Here is a 19,841-nt window from a genome sequence, read left to right on the forward strand (position 1 = left end):
GCGAGCGGTCACAGCAGCGTGGTGGCCAGTCTCGCCTGGTTCTTGCCGCTGCGCTTGGCTTCGTACATCGCGTTGTCGGCCGCCTGCACCAGGCTGTCGCGGCTGGTGCCGTGTTGCATGGCGATCGCGGCGCCGATGCTTGCGCCCACGTGGGCCGTGAACGCCTGGCCATTGGTGGTCAGGCGATAGGGCGCGCGCAGGATCTCGCACAGGTCGACGCATTTTTGCCGGATCGCGCCGCCGTCGGCGGCCTTGCACAGCAGGACGCCGAATTCGTCGCCGCCCAGGCGGGCCACGACGTCCTCGGCGCGCAGGGCGGACCGCAGCCGCAGCGAGAAGGCCTGCAACAGCATGTCGCCGGCCTGGTGGCCATGGCCGTCGTTGACCTGCTTGAAGCCGTCGATGTCCACGTACAGCAGGGCGAACAGTTCATCGTGTCGCTGGGCACGGCTCAGGAAGCGGTCCAGCGTCTCGATGAACAAGGCCCGGTTCGGCAGGCCCGTCAACTGGTCGTGCGTGGCCTGGTGCCGCATCTGTTCCTCGATGCGCCGGCGTTCGGCGATCTCCACCTGCAGTTGCTGGTTGCGCTGTTCCAGCGTGGACAGCGCCTGCGCGAGCCGCTGGCGGCTGGTTTCCAGCTCCAGGAACACCTTGACCTTGGACAGCAGTATCGAGTCGTTGACCGGCTTGGCGATGTAGTCCACCGCGCCGCTGCGATAGCCTTTCAACTGATTCAGGTCGTCGGCGAAGGCGGCGGTGACGAAGATGATGGGCGTGTCGCGATTGAGCGGTTCGTTGGCCAGCAGGGCGGCGACTTCGTAGCCGTCCATCTCGGGCATGTTGACATCGAGCAGGATCAGCGCGAAGCGCTCGTCCAGGCAAAGCGCCAGCGCTTCGTTGCCCGAGGCGACCGTGACCAGTTCGGCATCGATCTGCGCCAGCAGCTTGCGCATGGCGAACAGATTGGCCGGCGTGTCGTCCACGATCAGGATCTTGGGTGTGGGCAGGTCGGTCTTCAAGATAGGCACATCCGGTTGAGTTCGCTCGCAATGTCGGCGAGCCCGAGGCAATGGTCGGCGCCCGCCAGGGAAAGCGCGGCTTCCGGCATGCCGGAGGCTTCCGCTTCCTCCGGGTCCTGCACCAGCGCGATACCCCCGGCCTGCCGGACGCAGCGTAATCCGCGGGCGCCGTCGTCGTTGGCGCCGGTCAGGATCACGCCGGCCATGCGGTGGCGGTACGCATCGGCGGCCGATTCGAACAGCACGTCGATGCTGGGTCGCACGAAGCAGACCTTGGGGTCGACATTCAGATAGAAATAGTGATCGGCCCCAATCAGCAAATGATAGCCCGGCGGGGCGACATACAGCACGCCGGGCAGCACGGGCGCGCGCTCCTGCGCTTCCTGCACGGGCATCGGTGTGTCGCGGGCGAGCAACCTGCGCAGGGAGTCGGCATCGGCGGACGCCGTGTGGATGACGACGACGAACGCGGTCCGGGGGCAGGGGGCCAGGCCGCGCAGCAGGATTTGCAGGGCCTTCAGTCCGCCGGTGGAACAGCCGATGGCCACCAGTTCCATCGCATCTCTCCGTCAGGTCGCCCGTATCGACCGGAAGATCCGCGCCGGACCGTCCACCGTGGCGAAGCTGGAGGAGGCCGATGCCAGCGCGAGATTTTCCTTGGTGCCCAGGCACAGGAAGCCGCCGCGCACGAGGCTGTCGGCGAACAGGGCCAGCGTGCGGTCCTGCAAGGCGTTGTTGAAGTAGATCAGCACGTTGCGGCACAGGATCAGGTGCGCTTCGCAAAACACACCGTCGGTGGCGAGATTGTGGTTGGCGAAGACCACGTTCCGGCACAGCGATTCGTCCAGCTTCACCAGGTCGTAGCGCGCGTGGTAGTAATCGGCCAGGGTACGGGTGCCGCCCGCCTGCTGGTAGCGCAGCGAGGCCGCCCGCGCCTCGCGTACGGGGAAGATGCCTTCCCGGGCTCGCGCCAGCGCGGCATCGGAAAAGTCGGTGGCGTAGATCTGGCTGCGATCGTAGAGCCCGGCTTCCTGCAGCAGGATGGCGAGCGAATAGACTTCCTCGCCGTGGGCGCAGCCCGCCTGCCAGATGTTGATGCTGGGATACGAGGCCAGGACAGGGAACACCTTGGTGCGCAGCGCCTCGAACACGAAAGGGTCGCGGAACATTTCCGAGACGGGCACCGACAGCCCTTCGATCACCTGCGGCAGCAAGGAAGCGTCGCGCAGCATGCGCGAAGTGAGCTCGCCGATGTGCGCCAGGCCGTGCTGGCGGACCAGCCCCTGCACGCGCCGCTTGAGCGAGGGGCGCGCGTACTGGCTCAGGTCGTAGCCGTGGCGCCGCCGCAGGGCTTCCACGAACAGGTCCAGCTCGATTTCGTCCAGGTCGGGTTCCATGGCGTTCCAGGCCGCCCTAGCGGTGCAGCCATACTCGCATCATAGACAGCAGCTTGGGAATGTCCACCGGTTTCGGCAGGTAGTCGTTGGCGCCCGAGGCGAGGCTCTTCTCGCGGTCGCCCTGCATGGCCTTGGCCGTGAGCGAAATGATGGGCAGATGCGCATGGCGCGGATTCTTGCGGATCTCCTGCGTGGCCTCGTAGCCGTCCATGACCGGCATCATGACGTCCATCAGCACCAGCTCGATGTCGGGGTTCTCTTCCAGCTGACGCAGGGCCTTGCTGCCGTCCTGCGCCATCAGGACCTCCATGCCGCGGCCGCGCAGCGCCTTGGACAGGGCGAACAGGTTGCGCATGTCGTCGTCCACCATCAGGACCTTGCGCCCCTTCAGGTCGTCGTCGCTGCCCGAGGCTGGCGCGGCGGGACGCAGCCGCACGCTGTGCAGGAAGAGGCTGACTTCGTCCAGCAGCCGTTCCGACGAGTGCGCGCCCTTGATCACCACGCTGTCGGTGTGGGAGCGTATCCGCAACTGGTCTTCGCGCGACAGCTCGCGGGCGGAATACACCACGATCGGCGGGCGCGGTTCGACGGTGGACAGTTGTTCGAGGAAGTCGAAGCCTGAAATGCCCGGCAGGCCCAGGTCCAGCACGACGCAATCGAAGGTTTCGCCGCGCAGCATGGCCAGCGCCTCCTCGGCCGAGCCGGCTTCCGAGATCTCGACGGGCTGGGAGGACAGCAGGGTCCGCACCGAGGTGCGGGAAGCCGGATCGTCATCGATGATCAGCAGCCGCCGGACCTGTCCTTCGGTCGGCAGCATCAGGCGGTCGATGGCGCCGTTGAGCGCGTCGGCCGATACCGGCTTGGTCAGGTAGCCGGCGATGCCGGAGTCCCGCGTGCGCCCGGGTTGGTCCAGCGCCGAGACGATATGCACCGGGACGTGGCGCAGGCCGGGCTCGGCCTTGAGCCGTTCCAGGACGGTCCAGCCGTCCATGTCGGGCAGCATCAGGTCCAGGATGATGCCGGTGGGGTGGTGCTGGCGGGCGAGCTGCAGGCCGGCTTCGCCGCCGTGGGCCACCAGGGCCGTACAGCCCTTGCGCCGGATCATGTCGGCCAGGACGCGGGCGAAGGCCGGATCGTCCTCGATCACGAGGATGGTGGTGTCGCGCGGGGACACGGGGGCGGCGGGCGGTGTATCCGGCAGCGTCGCCGTGGCGTCGCCGGCCGCGGGGGGCGCCTCGGCAAGGGGTGCCGGTTCGGCCGCGCCGGGCTGGGCCTGCGGCAGCAGCACCGTGAAGACGCTGCCTTGCCCGGGCTCGCTGCGCAACTGGATGTCGCCATGGTGCAGCCGCGCGAGGCGGCGGGAGATCGCCAACCCCAGGCCCGTGCCGCCGAACTGGCGGCTGGTGCCGGCATCGAGCTGTTCAAACGCGCCGAAGACCTGCGCGAATTTTTCGGGCGGGATGCCGATGCCGGTATCGTGCACTTCGATCGAGACGGACCGGTCCGCCGGAAAGCCGGGAAGATCGGCGGCCGGGCGCCGCAGCACCAGCCGGACCTCGCCCGACTGGGTGAACTTGAAGGCATTGCCGAGCAGGTTGGTCACGATCTGCTCGAGCTTGCCGCCGTCGGCCTGCACCGCGGACGGCAGCGCATCGGCGATCTCGACCGCGAAACGCAGTCCCTTGCCGCGCGCCACGTGATCGAACTGGCGCTTGAGCCGGGCCGCGAAAACGCGCAGGTCCACCTGTTCGAGCGACAGTTCCATCTTCCCGGCCTCGATCTTGGACAGGTCCAGGATGTCGTTGATCAGGCGCAGCAGGTTGGTGCCGCCTTCGTGGATGATGCGGGCCGACTCGACCTGGTCTTCGCTCAGGTTGCCTTCGCGGTTCTCGGCCAGGTCGTTGGACAGGATCAGCAGGCTGTTGAGCGGCGTGCGCAGCTCGTGCGACATGTTGGCCAGGAAGTCGGACTTGTACTGGCTGGCGCGGGCCAGCGCGTCCGCCTTGTCGGCCGTCTCCCGCTGCAGGGCTTCCAGCAGCGTCTTCTGCTGGTTCAGGATCTCGGATTGCTGGCGCAGCTCTTCGTTCGAGGCCTGCAGCTCCTCTTGCTGCGTGCGCAGTTCTTCCTCGGAGGTGCGCAGCTCGGCGGCCTGGCTTTGCGTGCGTTCCAGGAGCTCCCGGGTACGCACCGAGCGCGTGATGTTCTCCAGCGACAGGGCGACGACGGGCAGCAGGGTTTCCAGCAGGCGGCGGCGACGGACGTCCAGGGGCCCCATCAGGCCCAGCTCGATGACGGCAAGGACGTGCTCCATCGACAGGACGGGGATCAGCATCAGGCGGGGAGGCACGGCCTCGCCCAGGCCGGACCGCATGCGCAGGTAATGGTCCGGCACCGCGTCGAGCTCGATGACCCGGGCTTCGCGGGCACATTGGCCGACCAGGCCTTCGCCCATCCTGAACGGCTGGATCCGGTCCGCGGGATCGGGCTGGTATCCGTAGTGTCCGACCGGATGCAGGACGTCGTCCTCCGCGCGCAGGTGGAACAGCGCCACGCCCGCGCTCAGCTCCGTGCCCAGTTGCGACAGCAGCGCCTGGGCGAACTCGGCATGGGACGACGCGCGCTGCAGGCGGTCGGCGATCCGTCCCACGCAGTGGCCCACCCAATTCTGGTCCGAGATGTCGATGGCCATCTGCTTGAACTCGGTCAAGGCCCTGGAGATGGTGCCGATCTCGTCGCGCCGGTCGAGCCGGGGCGTTTCGATGGCGTGGTCGTGCCGGGCCAGGCGCTCCATGCGCTCGCTCATCAGGCGCAAGGGCCGGGTCACGAGCGTGGCCGACAGCCGCAAGGCCGCCACGCCGCACAGCGCGGCCAGCAGCAGCGTGCCCCACAGCAGCCACTCGCGCTGGGATTCAGACTGCTCCAGGGCACTCTCGCGCTCTTCCAACTGCCGCCGCGCATAGGTGCCGAACCCGTCGAGGGCCGCGACGATGGCCGGTGTGGCGACCGGGGTGCTGGCGGTGAACTTCGGGAAGAGCCGCTCGCGCTGGCTGGCGGCCTCGGTCGGCGATTCCTTGGCCAGGCGCCGCAGCTCGGGCAGCACCTGTTGTTCGACATTGTTGCGCCAACTGGCGTCCAGGCCGCGTATGGTGTCCAGTCGGGTGCTTTGCGCGGCGTCGTTCCGGACCTGCTGTTCCAGGTGGTCCAGGTGCTGCGTGATCGCGGCGTTGGCCGTCTGCAGCGTCTTGGTGTCGGGTTCGCCCGGGCTCAGCAGCAACTGCCGCAGTTCGGACTGCCGCTGATACAGCACGCGATTGGTCTGCTCGATCTCGCGCAGCAGGTCGACCGTGGCGCGGAAGGCGGCCCGGTTCTGCTTCTCCTGTTCCAGGACTAGCGACGTGCCGATGCTGGAGACGATGAACAGGGTCAGCAGCGAGCCCACCAGCAGCGATACCTTGCCGGTCAGCGGGATATTCCCCAGCCATGAGTTCTCGAGGGTCTTCTTGCTGGACATGGGGGGATATCCCGTAGGGCAGGCCAAGCCGCCATTCTAGGCGTTGCGGCCGGGCTCGGGCAGCCTTGTGGTGATTTTGCGGCACCGCTTCGGCGGCCGCCCGTGCAACATGATGCTGTGGGCTGGCAGGCCGGACTCCGGGCAAAAAAAATGCCGCACGCGAACGTGCGGCATTCGTGACGGTCCGGCTGCGTGATCAGTGACGCAGCTCGGGACGGGTTTCCACCTGGACCAGCGCCTCGGCGGCCGCCGGCGGCCGGACACGCGGCTCGCGGCCCAGGCGGACCGGCGCGGCGGCGGGAGCGGCCTGGCGGGCAGCCGCCAGCTTGGCGCTGTCCGTTTCCACCCACTGCATGCCGGCCTGCTCGACCACGCGCACGAGTTCGTCGTGGGACGCGGCGGCCTGGGGAACGACGATCTGGGCCGGCGTATCCAGGATGGAGGACGGTTGCGGAGCAGGCGTCTCGGCCACGGGCGCGGGCACCTCGGCCTGGGCCTCCGCGGCAACCGGTTCAGGCTGCGCGGCGGGAGCCTCGGCCTGGGGCGTGGGCTCGGCCGGCTGGACCGGAGCTTCGGCGGCCTGCTGCACAGGGGCCTCGGCGGCAATGGCGGGCGCGGGTTCCTCGACCGCCTGCGGAGCCGCCACGGGGGCGGTTTCCTCGGCCTGGGGAGCGGCCTCTTGCGACGGCTGGGCTTCCTGGGCGGGCTGGGCCGGCGCGTGCACGACTTCCGCCACCACGGGGGCGGGCGTGTCGATGGGCAGGGCCTCGGCCGTGATCAGGATGGGCTCGGATACCGTGGCCAGCGGCTGGGCCGGGGCGGACGCCGGAGCGGCGTCTTCGTCATCGGCTGCCTCGTCGTCCTGCAGGCCATCTTCGCCCAGTTGGGCGCCGGCTTCGCCCTGGCGGCGGCCACGGCGGCCACGACGGCGGCGGCGCTTGCGTTCCGGTTCGCCATCGGCGCCATCGGCGGCGGCGAGCGGTTCCTCTTCCTGGAGACCTTGCGGCTCGGCGGTCAGGGGCGCGTCGGGGACGATCGGGGCCTCGGGGGCGGCGACGGGTGCGACGGCCTCGCCAGCCACGACGGCGGCCGCGGCAACGGTCGAGCCGGCGGCTTCATCGGCCGGCAGGTCCTCGCGGCGTCCTCCGCGGCGGCCGCGGCGGTTGCGGTTGCGAGCCTCGCCCGACTGTTGCTCGGCGTCATCGGCGACGGGCGCGACGGCCACGGGGCGCTGCTCTTCCTGCCTGGGCGCGCGGGCACGGTCGTCCCGGCGGCCATCGCGGCGCTGTCCGCGCGAATCGCGGGCTTCCTTGCGGCCTTCCTCGCCTTCCTGGCGCTCGCGGTCATCGGGGCGCGCCTCGCGGTTGTCGCGGCGGCCGCGGTTGCCGCCCTGGGGCGGGCGGCGGCGGTTGCGATGGGCGTCTCGTTCCTCGCGCGATTCTTCCTTGCGCGGGCGGGCGGCCGGCTCGGCCGGCTGGGCGGGGCTGCCCTTCAGCCAGCCGAACAGGCGCGACACCAGGGCCGAGAAGCCGCCGGCGGACGGCGCCGCGGCGGGCTCGGCCTTGGCTCGCGAGCCATTCGCGCCGGACGGGGGCGTGGAGGAGACGGGCGCCGGCTGGGCGGGGGTGATGCCCTTGACGAGCGCCTCGGGGCGGGCCTTGACCTCGTGTTCCTGCGCGGAATAGGCAAGGTTGGTCTCGGGCGCCTCGGCCAGCTCGAAGCTGGCCTTGGTGCTTTCCAGCCTGGGGTCGTCGTGCCGCAGGCGCTCGATGCGATGGTGCGGCGTATCCAGGTGCTTGTTGGGGATGAGGATGACGTTGACCTTCAGGCGCGCTTCCATCTTGGCGATGTCGGTGCGCTTCTCGTTCAGCAGGAAGGTGGCCACTTCCACCGGCACCTGGGCGTGCACGGCGGCGGTGTTTTCCTTCATGGACTCTTCCTGGATCAGGCGCAGCACCTGCAGGGCGCTGGACTCGGTGTCGCGGATGACGCCGGTGCCGTTGCAGCGCGGGCAGGTGATGTGCGAGCCCTCGTTCAGCGCCGGGCGCAGCCGCTGGCGCGACAGCTCCATCAGGCCGAAGCGCGAGATCTTGCCCATCTGCACGCGGGCGCGGTCGAAATGGAGGGCTTCGCGCAGGCGCTGCTCGACGGCGCGCTGGTTCTTGCCGTCTTCCATGTCGATGAAGTCGATGACGATCAGGCCGCCCAGGTCGCGCAGGCGCAACTGGCGGGCCACTTCGTCGGCCGCTTCCAGGTTGGTGCGCAGCGCGGTTTCCTCGATGTCGCTGCCCTTGGTGGCGCGCGCCGAGTTGACGTCCACCGCGACCAGGGCCTCGGTGTGGTCGATCACCACCGCGCCGCCCGAGGGCAGGGGCACCGTGCGGGCGTAGGCGGTCTCGATCTGGTGTTCGATCTGGAAGCGCGAGAACAGGGGCACGTCGTCGCGGTAGCGTTTCACCCGCTGGACGTTGTCCGGCATGACCACGCTCATGAAGGCGCAGGCCTGGTCGGCGATGTCGTCGGTGTCGATCAGGATCTCGCCGATGTCGGGCGAGAAATAGTCGCGGATGGCCCGGATGACCAGGCTCGATTCCAGGTAGATCAGGATGGGGCCGGCATTCTCGCGGGCGGCGCCGTCGATGGCGGTCCACAGCTGCATCAGGTAGGACAGGTCCCATTGCAGCTCTTCGACGTTGCGGCCGATGCCGGCGGTGCGGGCGATGATGCTCATGCCCTGCGGAACCTGGAGCTGCTCCATGGTTTCACGCAGCTCCTGGCGGTCTTCGCCCTCGACGCGGCGCGACACGCCGCCGCCGCGGGGGTTGTTGGGCATCAGCACCAGGTAGCGGCCGGCCAGCGAGATGAACGTGGTCAGGGCCGCGCCCTTGTTGCCGCGCTCTTCCTTCTCGACCTGGACGATGAGTTCCTGGCCTTCGCGCAGCACGTCCTGGATGCGGGCGCTGCGCACGTCCACGCCTTCCTTGAAGTAGGTGCGGGCGATTTCCTTGAAGGGAAGGAAGCCGTGGCGTTCCTCGCCGTAGTTGACGAAGCAGGCTTCCAGGCTGGGTTCGATGCGGGTGACGACGCCCTTGTAGATGTTGCCTTTGCGTTGTTCGCGGCCGGCGGTTTCGATGTCGAGGTCGATGAGCTTCTGCCCGTCGACGATGGCAACGCGCAGTTCTTCCTGGTGCGTTGCGTTGAACAGCATGCGCTTCATGTATGAAGTTCTCCGTGGTCGTGTCGCGCCGAAAACCGGCGCGCAGCCTCGGGCCGTCGGGAAGATGCGCGGTGCGCGGAGCGAGTGGAGGAAACCGGTGCGCGAAAAGCCGCACCCCGCGGACTCAGGTCACGATGACCGGCCGGGTGGGAATGCGCAAGGTCGGGAGAGAGCGCAGGCACCGTGGATGCCGCGGCCGTCGCCCACTGACCGCGGCTTGCGGTGGGGGCGAGGGATGGTTGCGGTATCGAAAGCAGTGGTGTTCACGGTATTTGCGAGCCAGACAGACTCGCCTCTTGGGCGAGCCTTTGCGTATACGACGGTTTCTTTGTACTTGCGTCCGCGGGCGCATATCCGTCGTCGCGCGGTTGGGCTTCGGGTTCGAAGCCATTGCGGCGCGACAGGCGGGCGACCATGACGGCCCGGAAGAATCCGGCGGGCGGGACGGGTACAATTCCGGCACACTTTGCGACCTGTCCTGACCCGGCGGCGTGCTGCAAAGGCTGCACGGCTTGCCGCGAAACATTCAGCGGCAGGCGGCAGCCCGATTGGGACGCGGCCTGGATTCGGAAAGGTGTCTCGCGCACATCTGGCGGAAACGCCGCATGAAAGCGCGTCTCGACGCCGGAAGCGCGGTTCAGGGACACAACGTGTACGTCAACCCTGTGCTCCAACCCGCCTGATTCGATCAGGCTTCAGGATTATATGTCGCTACCATTGTTGCGCAAAGCGAAATCCACGCCCGGCCAGGGCCGCCCGCCCCGGAACCCCGAACCGGCCGCGGCCCCCGCCGTGCGCCTGGTCGAAGTGGACGAGGCGCACGATGGCCAGCGGCTGGACAATTTCCTGCTGCGCCTGTGCAAGGGCGTGCCCAAGAGCCACCTGTACAAGGCCATCCGGGGCGGCCAGGTGCGGGTCAACCGTGGCCGGGTGCCGGTGGACCACCGGATCGCCGCCGGCGACGTCGTCCGGGTGCCGCCGTTCCGGCTGCCCGAGGCGCCGGTGCGCTTCGTGCCTCCCGGCGAATTCCCCATCGTGTTCGAGGACGACGCGCTGCTGGCGATCGACAAGCCGGCAGGCGTGGCGGTGCACGGCGGCAGCGGAGTGGATTTCGGCGTCATCGAACAGTTGCGGCGGGCGCGGCCCGAGGCGCGCTTCCTGGAACTGGTGCACCGGCTCGACCGCGACACGTCGGGGCTGCTGCTGGTGGCCAAGAAGCGCAGCGCCCTGGTCGGCCTGCACGAATCGCTGCGCAACGGCCTCTGGAACAAGCATTACCTGGTCCTGGTCGTGGGGGACTGGGTCAACGACCGGCAGCATGTGCGCAAGCCGCTCACCAAGTGGTCCACCCAGTCGGGCGAACGCCGCGTGAAGGTCGATCCCGATGGCCAGGCGGCCCACACCATCTTCACCCTCAAGCGGCGCTACGGCCTGTATTCCCTGCTGGACGCCGAACTCAAGACCGGGCGGACCCACCAGATCCGGGTGCACGTGACCAGTTGCGGATTTCCCATCGTGGGCGACGACAAGTACGGCGACGACCACGCCAACGCGGCTGCGGCCGGGCGCGGGTTCCGCCGGATGTTCCTGCACGCCCACACCCTGGCCGTCCCGCATCCGCTGACCGGCGAGTCCCTGGCGCTGGAAGCCCGTCTGCCCGAAGATTGCGTCGAATTCCTACAGCAACTGGAACATCCATGACTTCACCCCTCCCGGGCTATTCGCTGATCGTGTTCGACTGGGACGGCACCCTGATGGACTCGACGCCGACCATCATCGCCGCCATCCAGTCCGCCTGTCGCGACCTCGGGCTGCCGGTGCCGCCCGACGAGGCCGCCGCCTGGGTCATCGGCCTGAGCCTGCAGGACGCGCTGATGGCGGCCGTTCCCACGCTGGCGCAGGACCAGGTCCAGGCCTTCGTCGCGCGCTACCGCTTCCATTACCTGACCCGCGATCCGCAGCTGCGTCTTTTCGCCGGCGCCGAGCAGATGCTGGCGCGCCTGGCCGAGCGCGGCGCGCGGCTGGCGGTGGCCACGGGCAAGAGCCGCGTCGGCCTGGAGCGGGCGCTGGACGCCACCGGCATCCGGCGGTATTTCGACACCACCCGCTGCGCCGACGAGACCTTCTCCAAGCCCAACCCGGCCATGTTGTTCGAGATCATGCGCGAGCTGGGCGCCGATCCGGCATCCGCCGTCATGGTGGGCGATACGTCGCACGACCTGCAGATGGCCCGCAACGCCGGGATCCATGGCGTGGGCGTGACCTATGGGGCGCACGCCGTGGACGAGCTGGCCGGATGCGCGCCGCAGACACTGGCCGGCAGCATCGCCGAACTGGGCGACTGGCTGCACGGCCGCATCGCGGCCCGGGCGGCCTAGGACCCGCGCAAGGCGCGCGGTGTGAACCGGCCCTGGCCGCGAGGGCCGCTGTCGCCGCGCCGCGACTTGCCCTATCCTAGCGATTGCTTACCTTCGACCTTTCATAGCGAGTTGTCTTCATGTCCCAGGATGCCTATTCCTCCCCGCCCGATGCTTCGTCCCGCGCTCCGGGGGAATGGGAGCGCGACGTGCTGGAGAAGCTGGTCTTTGCTTCGCTCAAGGAGCAGCGCGCCAGGCGGCGCTGGACCATTTTCTTCCGGCTGCTGATGCTCGCCATCGTGGTCCTGCTGGTGCTCGCCGCCACCGGCGTGCTGTTCAGGGGTTCGGGTTCGGGCACGCCCGACCCGCATACCGCGCTGATCGAACTGGACGGCGTCATCGATGCCCAGGGCGAGGCCAGCGCCGACAAGATCAACGCAGCGCTGCAGGCCGCCTTCGACGACGACAACGCCAAGGGAGTAGTCCTGCGCATCAACAGCCCGGGCGGCAGCCCGGTCCAGGCCGGCATGATCTTCGACGAGATCCGCCGCCTGCGCGCCCAGAATCCCGACAAGCCCGTGTATGCCGTGGTCGAGGAAATCTGCGCCTCCGGCGGCTACTACGTTGCCGCCGCGGCCGACAAGATCTACGTCAACAAGGCCAGCGTGGTCGGCTCCATCGGCGTCATCATGGAAGGCTTCGGCTTCACCGGCCTGATGGACAAGGTGGGAATCGAACGGCGCCTGGTCGTGTCCGGAGAGAACAAGGCGCTGCTGGATCCGTTCTCGCCCGCCAATCCCGGGCAGCAGGCCCACGCCCAGGCGCTGGTCCAGGAAATCTTCCAGCAGTTCGTCGGCGCGGTGCGGGAAGGGCGCGGCGAGCGGTTGCATGAAACGCCGGACATGTTCACCGGCCTGATCTGGACGGGCGCCAAGAGCGTCGAACTGGGCCTGGCCGACGAACTGGGCACGGTGGACAGCGTCGCGCGCGACGTCATCCAGGCCGACACGGTGGTGGACTACACGGTCCGGGAAAACTTCGCCGAGCGGGTCGCCAAGCGCGTGGGCGTGTCCTTCGGCGCCGGGCTGGCCAAGACCGGCCTGGGCGGTGCCGGCGGCTTCTGGCACTGGAAGTGACGGACCGCCCCGGGGGGCCCCGGGGCGCGATGCGCGGCGGCCTCAGCGCCGCAACTGTCCCAGGATGGCGCGCCGGATGTCGCCGAAGCGCGGATCCGCGCGATCGCGAGGGCGCGGCAGGTCGATCCGGGTCGCGCCGACGACGCGGCCGGGGCGGGGCGCCATGACCGCCACCGTGTCGCTCAGGTAGACGGCTTCCTCCACGTCGTGGGTCACCACGATCACCGTCACCCGCCGCTGCGACCAGATGCGCAGCAACTCCTCCTGCAGGTGGACACGCGTCAGCGAGTCCAGGGCGCCGAAGGGCTCGTCCATCAGCAGTATCTCCGGTTCCGACACCAATGCGCGGGCGATTGCCGCGCGCTGGGCCATGCCGCCCGAAAGCTGGTGGGGATGGGCCTTGGCGAAGGCGGACAGCCCCACCAGTTCCAGCATCGCCGCCACGCGCCGGTCGCGGTCGCGCGGATCGAGATCCAGGCTGTCGAGTCCCAGCGCGACGTTGTCCGCGATGCTCAGCCAGGGGAAGAGACGGTGGTCCTGGAACACCATGCCGCGTTCGATGCCCGGTCCGGCGATGGGCCGGCCGTCGATCAGGATCTCGCCCTCGAATGCCGCGTCCAGGCCGGCCACCAGGCGCAGCAGCGTCGACTTGCCGCAGCCGGACGCACCCACGATGCTCAGGAATTCGCCGTGCCGCAGGTCCAGGTTGATGCGCTCCAGGACCGGCAGCGGCTGGTCGTCCACGGTGTATTGCTTGCCCACCCGGCGCAGGGACAGCGCGTAGGATCCGGGCCGGGCCAGGGAAGGGGAAGATGTCGTCATTAGCGGTCCCGCCAGGTGATGATGCGTGAAAAGACATGGCGCGAGGCCCGGTTGCAGGCATAGCCCACCAGCGCCAGCGCGACGACCCCGGCCAGCACCAGGTCCATGCGGAACAGTTCCCGCGCCGCCACCAGGAACGAACCCAGGCCGCGGCCGACGCCGATCGCGTACTCGGCTCCCACCGTGCCTATCCAGGCAGTCAGCAGCGCGATTTCCAGGCCGATCAGGATGGCGGGCAGCGCGGCGGGCAGGACCATCTTCGTCACTCGGCGCCACGGCCGCAGCCGCAGCACCGCCGCGGTTTCCCAGTAGGCGGGCGCGATCGCCCGCACGCCCTGCTCGGTGTTCAGGAAGGCGGGAAAGAAGGCCGACAGCGAGATGAAGACCACCTTGGCGATCTCGCCCGTGCCGAACCAGGCGGTCAGCAGCGGAATCCATGCGAACAGGGCGATCTGGCGCAGCCCGTGCAGCGTGGGAGCGATTCCGCGCTGGAGCGGGCGCGACAGTCCCAGGGCGACACCCAGCGCGACGCCGGCGGACGCGCCCAGCGCGATGCCGGCCGTGGCCCGCGCCAGGCTGGCGGCCAGCGCGGTCCAGATCTGCCGGCCGTCCGGATCCACGAACGGCGCCGACAGCACCTGGTGCAGCGGAACCAGCAGCGGAGTCCTCGCGAAGCCGGTATCGACCACGGCCAGCCACGCCAGCACCAGGGCGGCGGGCAGGACGGCGCCGCGCCGCACGCGGGGTGGAATGCGCGAGAGGGCGGCCAGCGGCCCTTGCCAGGCGGTATCAGCCATGGGGCGGCACCTTGCGGTTCAGGATCTGCTCGATGGCCAGCAGGGCGCGATCCAGCGCGAAGCCCGCCAGCCCCACCACGATCATGCCGACGATCACGATGTCGGTCTGGAACTGCTTGCGGCCCCACACCATCATGTAGCCGATGCCCTCGGTGGCGGCCAGCATCTCGACGACGATCAGGGCGATGAACGCGTGGCCCAGACCCAGCCGCACGCCGCTGAAGACCGGGCCCAGGCTGGCGGGCGCGATCACCCGGATGAAGCGGGTCCAGGGCCGCAGGCGCAGCACCCGCGCGGTTTCGAGGTGGGTCTTGGGGATGTCGCGTATGCCCTGGGCGGTATTGATGACGATGGGCACGAAGACCGCCTTGGCGATGATCAGGATCTTCAGCGTCTCGGCGATGCCGAAGACCAGGATCAGGATGGGTATCCAGCCGATGGACGGAATGGCGAACAGCGCGCGCAGCAGCGGGTCGAGATAGTCGCGCGCGGTGTTCGAGACCCCCAGCGCGATGCCGGTGGCCAGGCCCAGCGCGGCGCCCAGCAGGAAACCCATGCCGATGCGGTGCAGGCTGACGGCGAAGTTCGCGGCGATGTCGCCGTTCTCCAGCAGTTCCACGAAGCTGGCCCATACCTGTTCCGGCGCCGGCAGGATCTGTGGTGCCATCCAGCCCTGCGAGGCGGCCAGTTGCCAGGCGCACAGCGCCAAGGCCGGCAGCAGCAGGGGAAGCAGCGCGGCGCGCCAGGCCCGCGAAGGGCGAGGGCGAGGCGTGGAGGCGGGGACGGCGATCGCGTCCAGGCGGGCGTCGGTATGGGAAGCCATGGCTGTCGCTCCGCTCAGCCTTCCAGCGGCTTGCCGCTGGCGTCACGCCGTGGCCAGGTTCGCTGCAGGCCGAGTTGGTCGAGCGCCTGGTCGACGTACCGGGGCAGGAACCATTGCTGCAGGTCGATGCCCGAGCGGATCAGTTTCTGTTCCCGGCTGAAGGCGATGGCGTCGCGGTACTGGGAGATGAAGAACTCGTCGATGCGCGGATTGAATACGTCCTTGAGCGCCACGCCCGCATATTCGTCGCGCAGTGCCGGGTAGGGCACGCCGGAGCGGGTCCAGATCTGCAGGGCTTCCTCGCGGTTCTCCTCATGGCCCAGCCACTCCGCCGCGCGCACCAGCCCGCGCACCACGCGCTGCGTGGCCTCGGGGTAGCGCTGCTCGAACGATTCCGTCACCGTGATCGCGCCGAAGCCGGCTGCCTTGGGGCCGATGTCGTGCGAGCTGTAGAACACCTTGGCCAGTCCCTTGTCGCGCAGCGACAGCAGCACGCTCGAACCGATCACCGCGTCCACGCTGCCTGCCGTGAGCGCCGCCAACTGGTCTGCGGTGGCCAGGTCGAGCAGGGTCACGTCCTTGAGGGGCAGGCCGTTTCCCTCCAGGGCCTTCAGGAAGGCCCAGTGGAGCACCGTGCCCTTGGCCACGGCCACCCGCTTGCCCTTGAGGTCCTTGAACGACCTGACCGGCAGGTCGGGCCGGGCCACGCCGAAGATGGTGGTGTAGCCGTACGAGGCCACGATGCGCGTGGGCAGCCCGTTGGCGCGGCCGACGATGTTGGGCAGCGAGCCGTACTGGGCGAAATCCAGCCGCTTGTTGGCGATGGCCTCGTTGATCGCCGGCCCCGTGCCCGTGAAGTACTCGAAGCTCAGCTTGACCGGCGTGCCCTTGAATTCATCGGCGATGAATCCCTTGCCCTGGGCGATCGCCAGCACCGCCAGCCCATAGGGCTTGCCGAATCCCTGTCCGAACCCGCCGAACCGCACCTGCTCCGGCCAGCCCTGCGCCTGCGCGCCCGCCGCCACCAATCCCGACACCACCGCCGCCGCCGCATAACGAATGAACCGCATATTCCTATCCTTGTTGAAAATGACGATGCCCCCAGCCGTTGCCAGGGCACAGCGGATCCGGCTCCGCCGGTGCCGCCCCCACGGGGCCCGGCGCCGGGCCGCCCCAGGGCGGGCCCCGGCCCCCTGTGGGGGGGGCTGCCGCGTAGCGGCTGGGGGCTCACCCGTGCAGGGCGCGCGCAAGCGCGTAGGGGGGCTCTATCAATGCGCGCGTATCAACAGCTCGAAGCTGCTGTCGCGCCGTGCCGTCGCCGTGCGCCCGGCGCCCCAGCCGATCGCGGCACGGTAGCTGCCCATCAAGGGTTGCGCCGCGGCTTCCTCGACCGCCTGCGCGGCGTCGGCCGACGGCGCCACGTACAGCGCGTCCACCGGGCAGTAGAGCTCGCACATGAAGCAGGTCTGGCAATCGGATTGCCGCGCGATGCGCGGCGGGCCGCCGGGAACGAGATCGAAGACGTTCGTGGGGCAGGCGTGCACGCAGATGTTGCAGGCGGTGCAGCGTTCGGCGCTGACGATCTCGATCATGCCGCCACCTTGCCCGTGTAGGCGCCCGGGGTCGCGGGCGTCGAGACGGCCTGCGTGCGCACCCAGACCTCGTCCAATCCGCCGCTGACCAGCCGATGGTGCTGGGCGGGGTCGACGGCCGCGTGCTCGGCGCGCCGGTGCATGCCGCGCGTTTCGGTGCGTCGCAGGGCGCTGCGATACATCCAGCGCGAGGTTGCCAGCATGGCCGCCGCCTCGCGGGCGCGCACCCACTGCGTGCCCGTGCCCGCGGGGCGTCCGTGGCGCACGCGGGCCCATAGTGCATCCAGCCGTCGCAGCGAGTCCTCCAGCAGCGGTCCGCTGCGCGTCCAGTTGCGTTCGGTGGGAAACACCTCGGCCTGCACCGCGCGGATGACCGCGTCCGCGTCCCACGGGGCGGACGGGTTGCCGCCCAGCCCGGCGACGCCGGCGCGATGGACGTTGCGATGGCCGAAGGCGCGCGCCTCGCGGGCGAACCGGGCGGCGCCGGCACCGGCCCAGAAACCCGAGGACATGGCCCATGCGGCGTTGTGGCTGCCTCCGCCGGTGAAGGCTCCGCAGATCAGCTCGCGCGTGGCGGCGTCGCCCGCGGCATACAGCCCGGCCACCGTCGTGGCGCAGTCATCGTCGACCACATGCAGGCCGCCGGTGCCGCGCACCGTGCCTTCCAGGCGCAGCGTGACCGGGAAGTGCTGGGTGAAGGGATCGATGCCCTGCCGGTCGAAGGGGACGAAGAAGTTGGGCTGGGCGGTGCGCATCCAGGCGCGGATGGATGCGTCGGCGCGGTCCAGGCAGGCGTAGACGGGCTGGGTCGCCAGCGTCCTGGCGATGACGCCGCGTCCGCGCGACGAGCCCGCCCCCTCGATGCGTTGTCCATCGCGGTCGTAGAAGGTCGCCCAGTTGTAGAACAGGGACTTGGTGACCGACGCGAAGGCCGGGCCCAGTCCATAGGCGTTGGAGAACTCCATGCCCGACAGCTCGGCCCCGGCTTCGGCTCCGAGCAGGTAGCCGTCGCCGGTCAGGACGTTGCAGCCCAGCGCGCGGCTCAGGAAGGCGCAGCCGCCCGTGGCCAGCACCACCGCGCCGGCGCGGGCCACCCACGTCGAACCCGTCTGGCGGTTGATGCCGAAGGCGCCGCAGACCGTGCCGTGCTCGTCCACCAGCAGCTCCAGCACCGGGCTGTGGTCGAGGATGCGCGCGCCCGCCTGCTTGGCCGCCTTGCGCATCAGCCGCATGTAGTCCGGGCCCTGCAGCGAGGTCCGGTGCAACTGGCCGTGTTCGTCCTGCGGAAAGGGGTAGCCCCATTCCGTCAGTGTCTCGATGTTGTTCCACGTCTGTTCCAGCACGCGGTCCATCCAGGCGTGCTCGGCCAGGAAGCCGCCCATTTCCAGTCGGCTGGCCTTGGCCTTCTCGCGCGCGGCGGTGTCGCGCGGGACGTGCCATACCCCGGTGCCGGAGGGCGCGGTCGCGCCGGAGGTGCCGCAGTATCCCTTGTCCGCCAGCAGCGCGCGCGCGCCGCGTGCGGCTGCGCTGACGGCGGCCCACGTGCCGGCCGGGCCGCCTCCTATGATCAGCACATCGGCATCGTGCCGGACCGAGGCTTCGATGCCGGGCAGGGGGTGCAAATCGCGTACCGCCATGTTCGTCTCTCCTGGAACCGGCCGTGGGCCGGAGTGCGGGGGACCGCAGCGGGAGAAGAGCGCCTTCTCCCGCATGCCGGTCGTTCATGTCCAAGGATGCTAGAGACGGAAGGCTGGCCGCCCAACGATTTCTTTCGTGCTTGGTTATCCGTTTATCGCATGTGATGCAGTGCCTGGTCAGCCCTTGGCCAGGAACAGGAACAGCGTGGGCTGCTTGTCCAGGTCGGGCGGCGGCAGGCGCTTCCAGTCCGCGACGCTGTTCGTGCGCACCCATTCGCGATCCGTGGTGAGCGAGCGGGCGACGCACAGCAGGGTCGCCGGCCGCAGCGTGGCCAGCATCGTCGCGAACATGGCGCCGTTGCGATAGGGCGTCTCGATCAGGAGCTGGGTCTGGTTGTGCCGCGCCGAGGTTTGCTCCCACTCTCGCAACTGGCGAGCACGCTCGCCCGCGTCGACCGGCGCGTAGCCGTGGAAGGCGAAGCGCTGGCCGTCCAGGCCGCTGGCCATCAGGCCGAGCAGGATGGAGGAGGGGCCCACCCACGGCTGCACGCGTATGCCCATGGCATGCGCGGCGCGGGCCACGCGCGCGCCGGGGTCGGCCACCGCCGGGCAGCCGGCCTCTGAGACCAGTCCGATTTCGCCGCCCGCCGCGATGGGCTTGAGCCAGGCGGCGATGTCGCGGTCGTCGGTACGGGCATCCAGGGTGTGGATGGTGATTTCCTGGATGGGCCGCACGGTGCCGATGGCCTTCAGGAAAGCGCGCGCGGTCTTGGCATTCTCGGCGATGTAGGTGTCCAGCCGGCCGGCCAGGGCACGGGCCTCGGCGGGCAGCCAGCGCTCGGGCGGCACGTCGCCCAGCGAGACGGGGACCAGGTGCAGGATGCCGGAGGATTTCATGCCCGGGGCTCCTCGAGCGCGTCCAGCGGGTCCATGCCGAAGCCGGCCAGCAGCCGGGTCAGGGCGATCAGCGGCAGGCCGATCAGGGCGGTGGGGTCGTCGCTTTCTATGCGCTCCATGAGCGCGATGCCCAGCGCCTCGGCCTTGGCGCTGCCGGCCGTGTCGTAGGGGCGCTCGGCGTGCAGGTAGGCGCGCAGCGCCCGGTCGGACAGTTCGCGCAACATGCATCGCGTGCTTACGACGGCGGTCGCCGGCCGCCGGCCGTCATCCACGGCCACGGCGGTGTGGAAGAAAACCGTGCGGCCGCGCATGGCCTGCAATTGCGCGAGCGCCTGCTCGAAGCCGCCGGGCTTGCCGATGGGGGCCCCGTCCACCGTCGCGACCTGGTCCGAACCGATCACCAGGGCGCCCGGACGGGCCTGGCTCACGGCGCGGGCCTTGGCCAGGGCCAGTCGCAGGGCCAGGTCCTCGGGCGCTTCGCCCGGAACCGGTGTTTCGTCCACGCCGGGCGCGGCTACGGAGAAGGGAAGCCTCAGCCGTTCGAGCAGCTCGCGGCGGTAGGGGGAGGTCGAGGCGAGGATCAGGGACCGCGCCGTGGTTTCGGAGCTTGCCATGGTGGGATAAGTGTTTGACTTG

Annotated in this window: 16 protein-coding genes; 3 read left to right on the plus strand and 13 right to left on the minus strand. The window is 69.5% G+C overall.

Annotated elements, in window-relative coordinates; translation table 11 throughout:
• Positions 1 to 8 precede the first annotated feature (8 nt).
• The 5 genes from CDO46_RS20945 to CDO46_RS20965 all read right to left on the minus strand — a co-directional run bounded on the left by CDO46_RS20945 (position 9) and on the right by CDO46_RS20965 (position 9,144).
• Positions 9 to 1,019, minus strand: coding sequence for a diguanylate cyclase (locus CDO46_RS20945; protein ID WP_207958680.1), 1,011 nt, complete (start codon positions 1,017 to 1,019; stop codon positions 9 to 11).
• Complete coding sequence (locus CDO46_RS20950; RefSeq protein ID WP_087840501.1) at positions 1,016 to 1,576, minus strand: chemotaxis protein CheB; 561 nt, start codon at positions 1,574 to 1,576, stop codon at positions 1,016 to 1,018. The genes CDO46_RS20945 and CDO46_RS20950 overlap by 4 nt, the downstream gene beginning before the upstream one ends.
• A 12-nt stretch (positions 1,577 to 1,588) precedes the next feature.
• Positions 1,589 to 2,416, minus strand: coding sequence for a protein-glutamate O-methyltransferase CheR (locus tag CDO46_RS20955; RefSeq protein ID WP_087840503.1), 828 nt, complete (start codon positions 2,414 to 2,416; stop codon positions 1,589 to 1,591).
• A 16-nt stretch (positions 2,417 to 2,432) separates the two neighbouring features.
• Positions 2,433 to 5,927 (minus strand): response regulator, encoded by a 3,495-nt coding sequence (locus CDO46_RS20960; RefSeq protein ID WP_087840504.1) that lies wholly within the window; start codon positions 5,925 to 5,927, stop codon positions 2,433 to 2,435.
• A gap of 196 nt (positions 5,928 to 6,123) precedes the next feature.
• A complete protein-coding gene (locus tag CDO46_RS20965; RefSeq protein ID WP_087840506.1) occupies positions 6,124 to 9,144 on the minus strand; it encodes an Rne/Rng family ribonuclease in 3,021 nt (1,006 codons plus the stop codon).
• 705 nt (positions 9,145 to 9,849) lie between these two features.
• Between CDO46_RS20965 and CDO46_RS20970 the strand changes: the two genes are divergently transcribed.
• The 3 genes from CDO46_RS20970 to sppA all read left to right on the plus strand — a co-directional run bounded on the left by CDO46_RS20970 (position 9,850) and on the right by sppA (position 12,637).
• On the plus strand, positions 9,850 to 10,845 hold the full coding sequence (locus CDO46_RS20970) for an RluA family pseudouridine synthase (protein WP_087840507.1): 996 nt from the start codon (positions 9,850 to 9,852) through the stop codon (positions 10,843 to 10,845).
• Complete coding sequence (locus CDO46_RS20975; protein WP_087840508.1) at positions 10,842 to 11,522, plus strand: HAD-IA family hydrolase; 681 nt, start codon at positions 10,842 to 10,844, stop codon at positions 11,520 to 11,522. The genes CDO46_RS20970 and CDO46_RS20975 overlap by 4 nt, the downstream gene beginning before the upstream one ends.
• A 119-nt stretch (positions 11,523 to 11,641) precedes the next feature.
• Positions 11,642 to 12,637, plus strand: coding sequence for a signal peptide peptidase SppA (gene sppA, locus CDO46_RS20980; protein ID WP_087840509.1), 996 nt, complete (start codon positions 11,642 to 11,644; stop codon positions 12,635 to 12,637).
• Positions 12,638 to 12,679: 42 nt separating this feature from the next.
• On the opposite strand, the gene CDO46_RS20985 is transcribed toward sppA, so the two are convergent.
• From CDO46_RS20985 to CDO46_RS21020, 8 genes are all read right to left on the minus strand, one after another.
• Positions 12,680 to 13,459 carry an ABC transporter ATP-binding protein gene (locus tag CDO46_RS20985; protein WP_087840510.1) on the minus strand — a complete coding sequence of 260 codons (780 nt, stop codon included), beginning with the start codon at positions 13,457 to 13,459 and terminating at the stop codon, positions 12,680 to 12,682.
• The gene (locus CDO46_RS20990; protein WP_087840512.1) at positions 13,459 to 14,256 is read right to left on the minus strand and encodes an ABC transporter permease; all 798 of its coding nucleotides are present in this window, start codon (positions 14,254 to 14,256) and stop codon (positions 13,459 to 13,461) included. The genes CDO46_RS20985 and CDO46_RS20990 overlap by 1 nt, the downstream gene beginning before the upstream one ends.
• A complete protein-coding gene (locus CDO46_RS20995; RefSeq protein WP_087840514.1) occupies positions 14,249 to 15,079 on the minus strand; it encodes an ABC transporter permease in 831 nt (276 codons plus the stop codon). The genes CDO46_RS20990 and CDO46_RS20995 overlap by 8 nt, the downstream gene beginning before the upstream one ends.
• A gap of 14 nt (positions 15,080 to 15,093) precedes the next feature.
• Positions 15,094 to 16,149 carry an ABC transporter substrate-binding protein gene (locus CDO46_RS21000; protein ID WP_087840516.1) on the minus strand — a complete coding sequence of 352 codons (1,056 nt, stop codon included), beginning with the start codon at positions 16,147 to 16,149 and terminating at the stop codon, positions 15,094 to 15,096.
• A gap of 198 nt (positions 16,150 to 16,347) precedes the next feature.
• Complete coding sequence (locus CDO46_RS21005; RefSeq protein WP_087840517.1) at positions 16,348 to 16,671, minus strand: ferredoxin family protein; 324 nt, start codon at positions 16,669 to 16,671, stop codon at positions 16,348 to 16,350.
• Entirely contained in the window at positions 16,668 to 18,308 is a 1,641-nt protein-coding gene (locus tag CDO46_RS21010; RefSeq protein ID WP_087840519.1) for an FAD-binding protein, read from the minus strand. The genes CDO46_RS21005 and CDO46_RS21010 overlap by 4 nt, the downstream gene beginning before the upstream one ends.
• Positions 18,309 to 18,485: 177 nt before the next feature.
• Positions 18,486 to 19,205 carry an SAM-dependent methyltransferase gene (locus tag CDO46_RS21015; RefSeq protein ID WP_087840521.1) on the minus strand — a complete coding sequence of 240 codons (720 nt, stop codon included), beginning with the start codon at positions 19,203 to 19,205 and terminating at the stop codon, positions 18,486 to 18,488.
• Positions 19,202 to 19,819 carry a Maf family nucleotide pyrophosphatase gene (locus tag CDO46_RS21020; RefSeq protein ID WP_087840524.1) on the minus strand — a complete coding sequence of 206 codons (618 nt, stop codon included), beginning with the start codon at positions 19,817 to 19,819 and terminating at the stop codon, positions 19,202 to 19,204. Before CDO46_RS21020 ends, CDO46_RS21015 begins: the two co-directional genes overlap by 4 nt.
• Positions 19,820 to 19,841 lie beyond the last annotated feature (22 nt).

Origin of the sequence: Pigmentiphaga sp. NML030171 (genome assembly GCF_002188635.1) — a bacterium.
GTDB lineage: Bacteria > Pseudomonadota > Gammaproteobacteria > Burkholderiales > Burkholderiaceae_B > Pigmentiphaga > Pigmentiphaga daeguensis.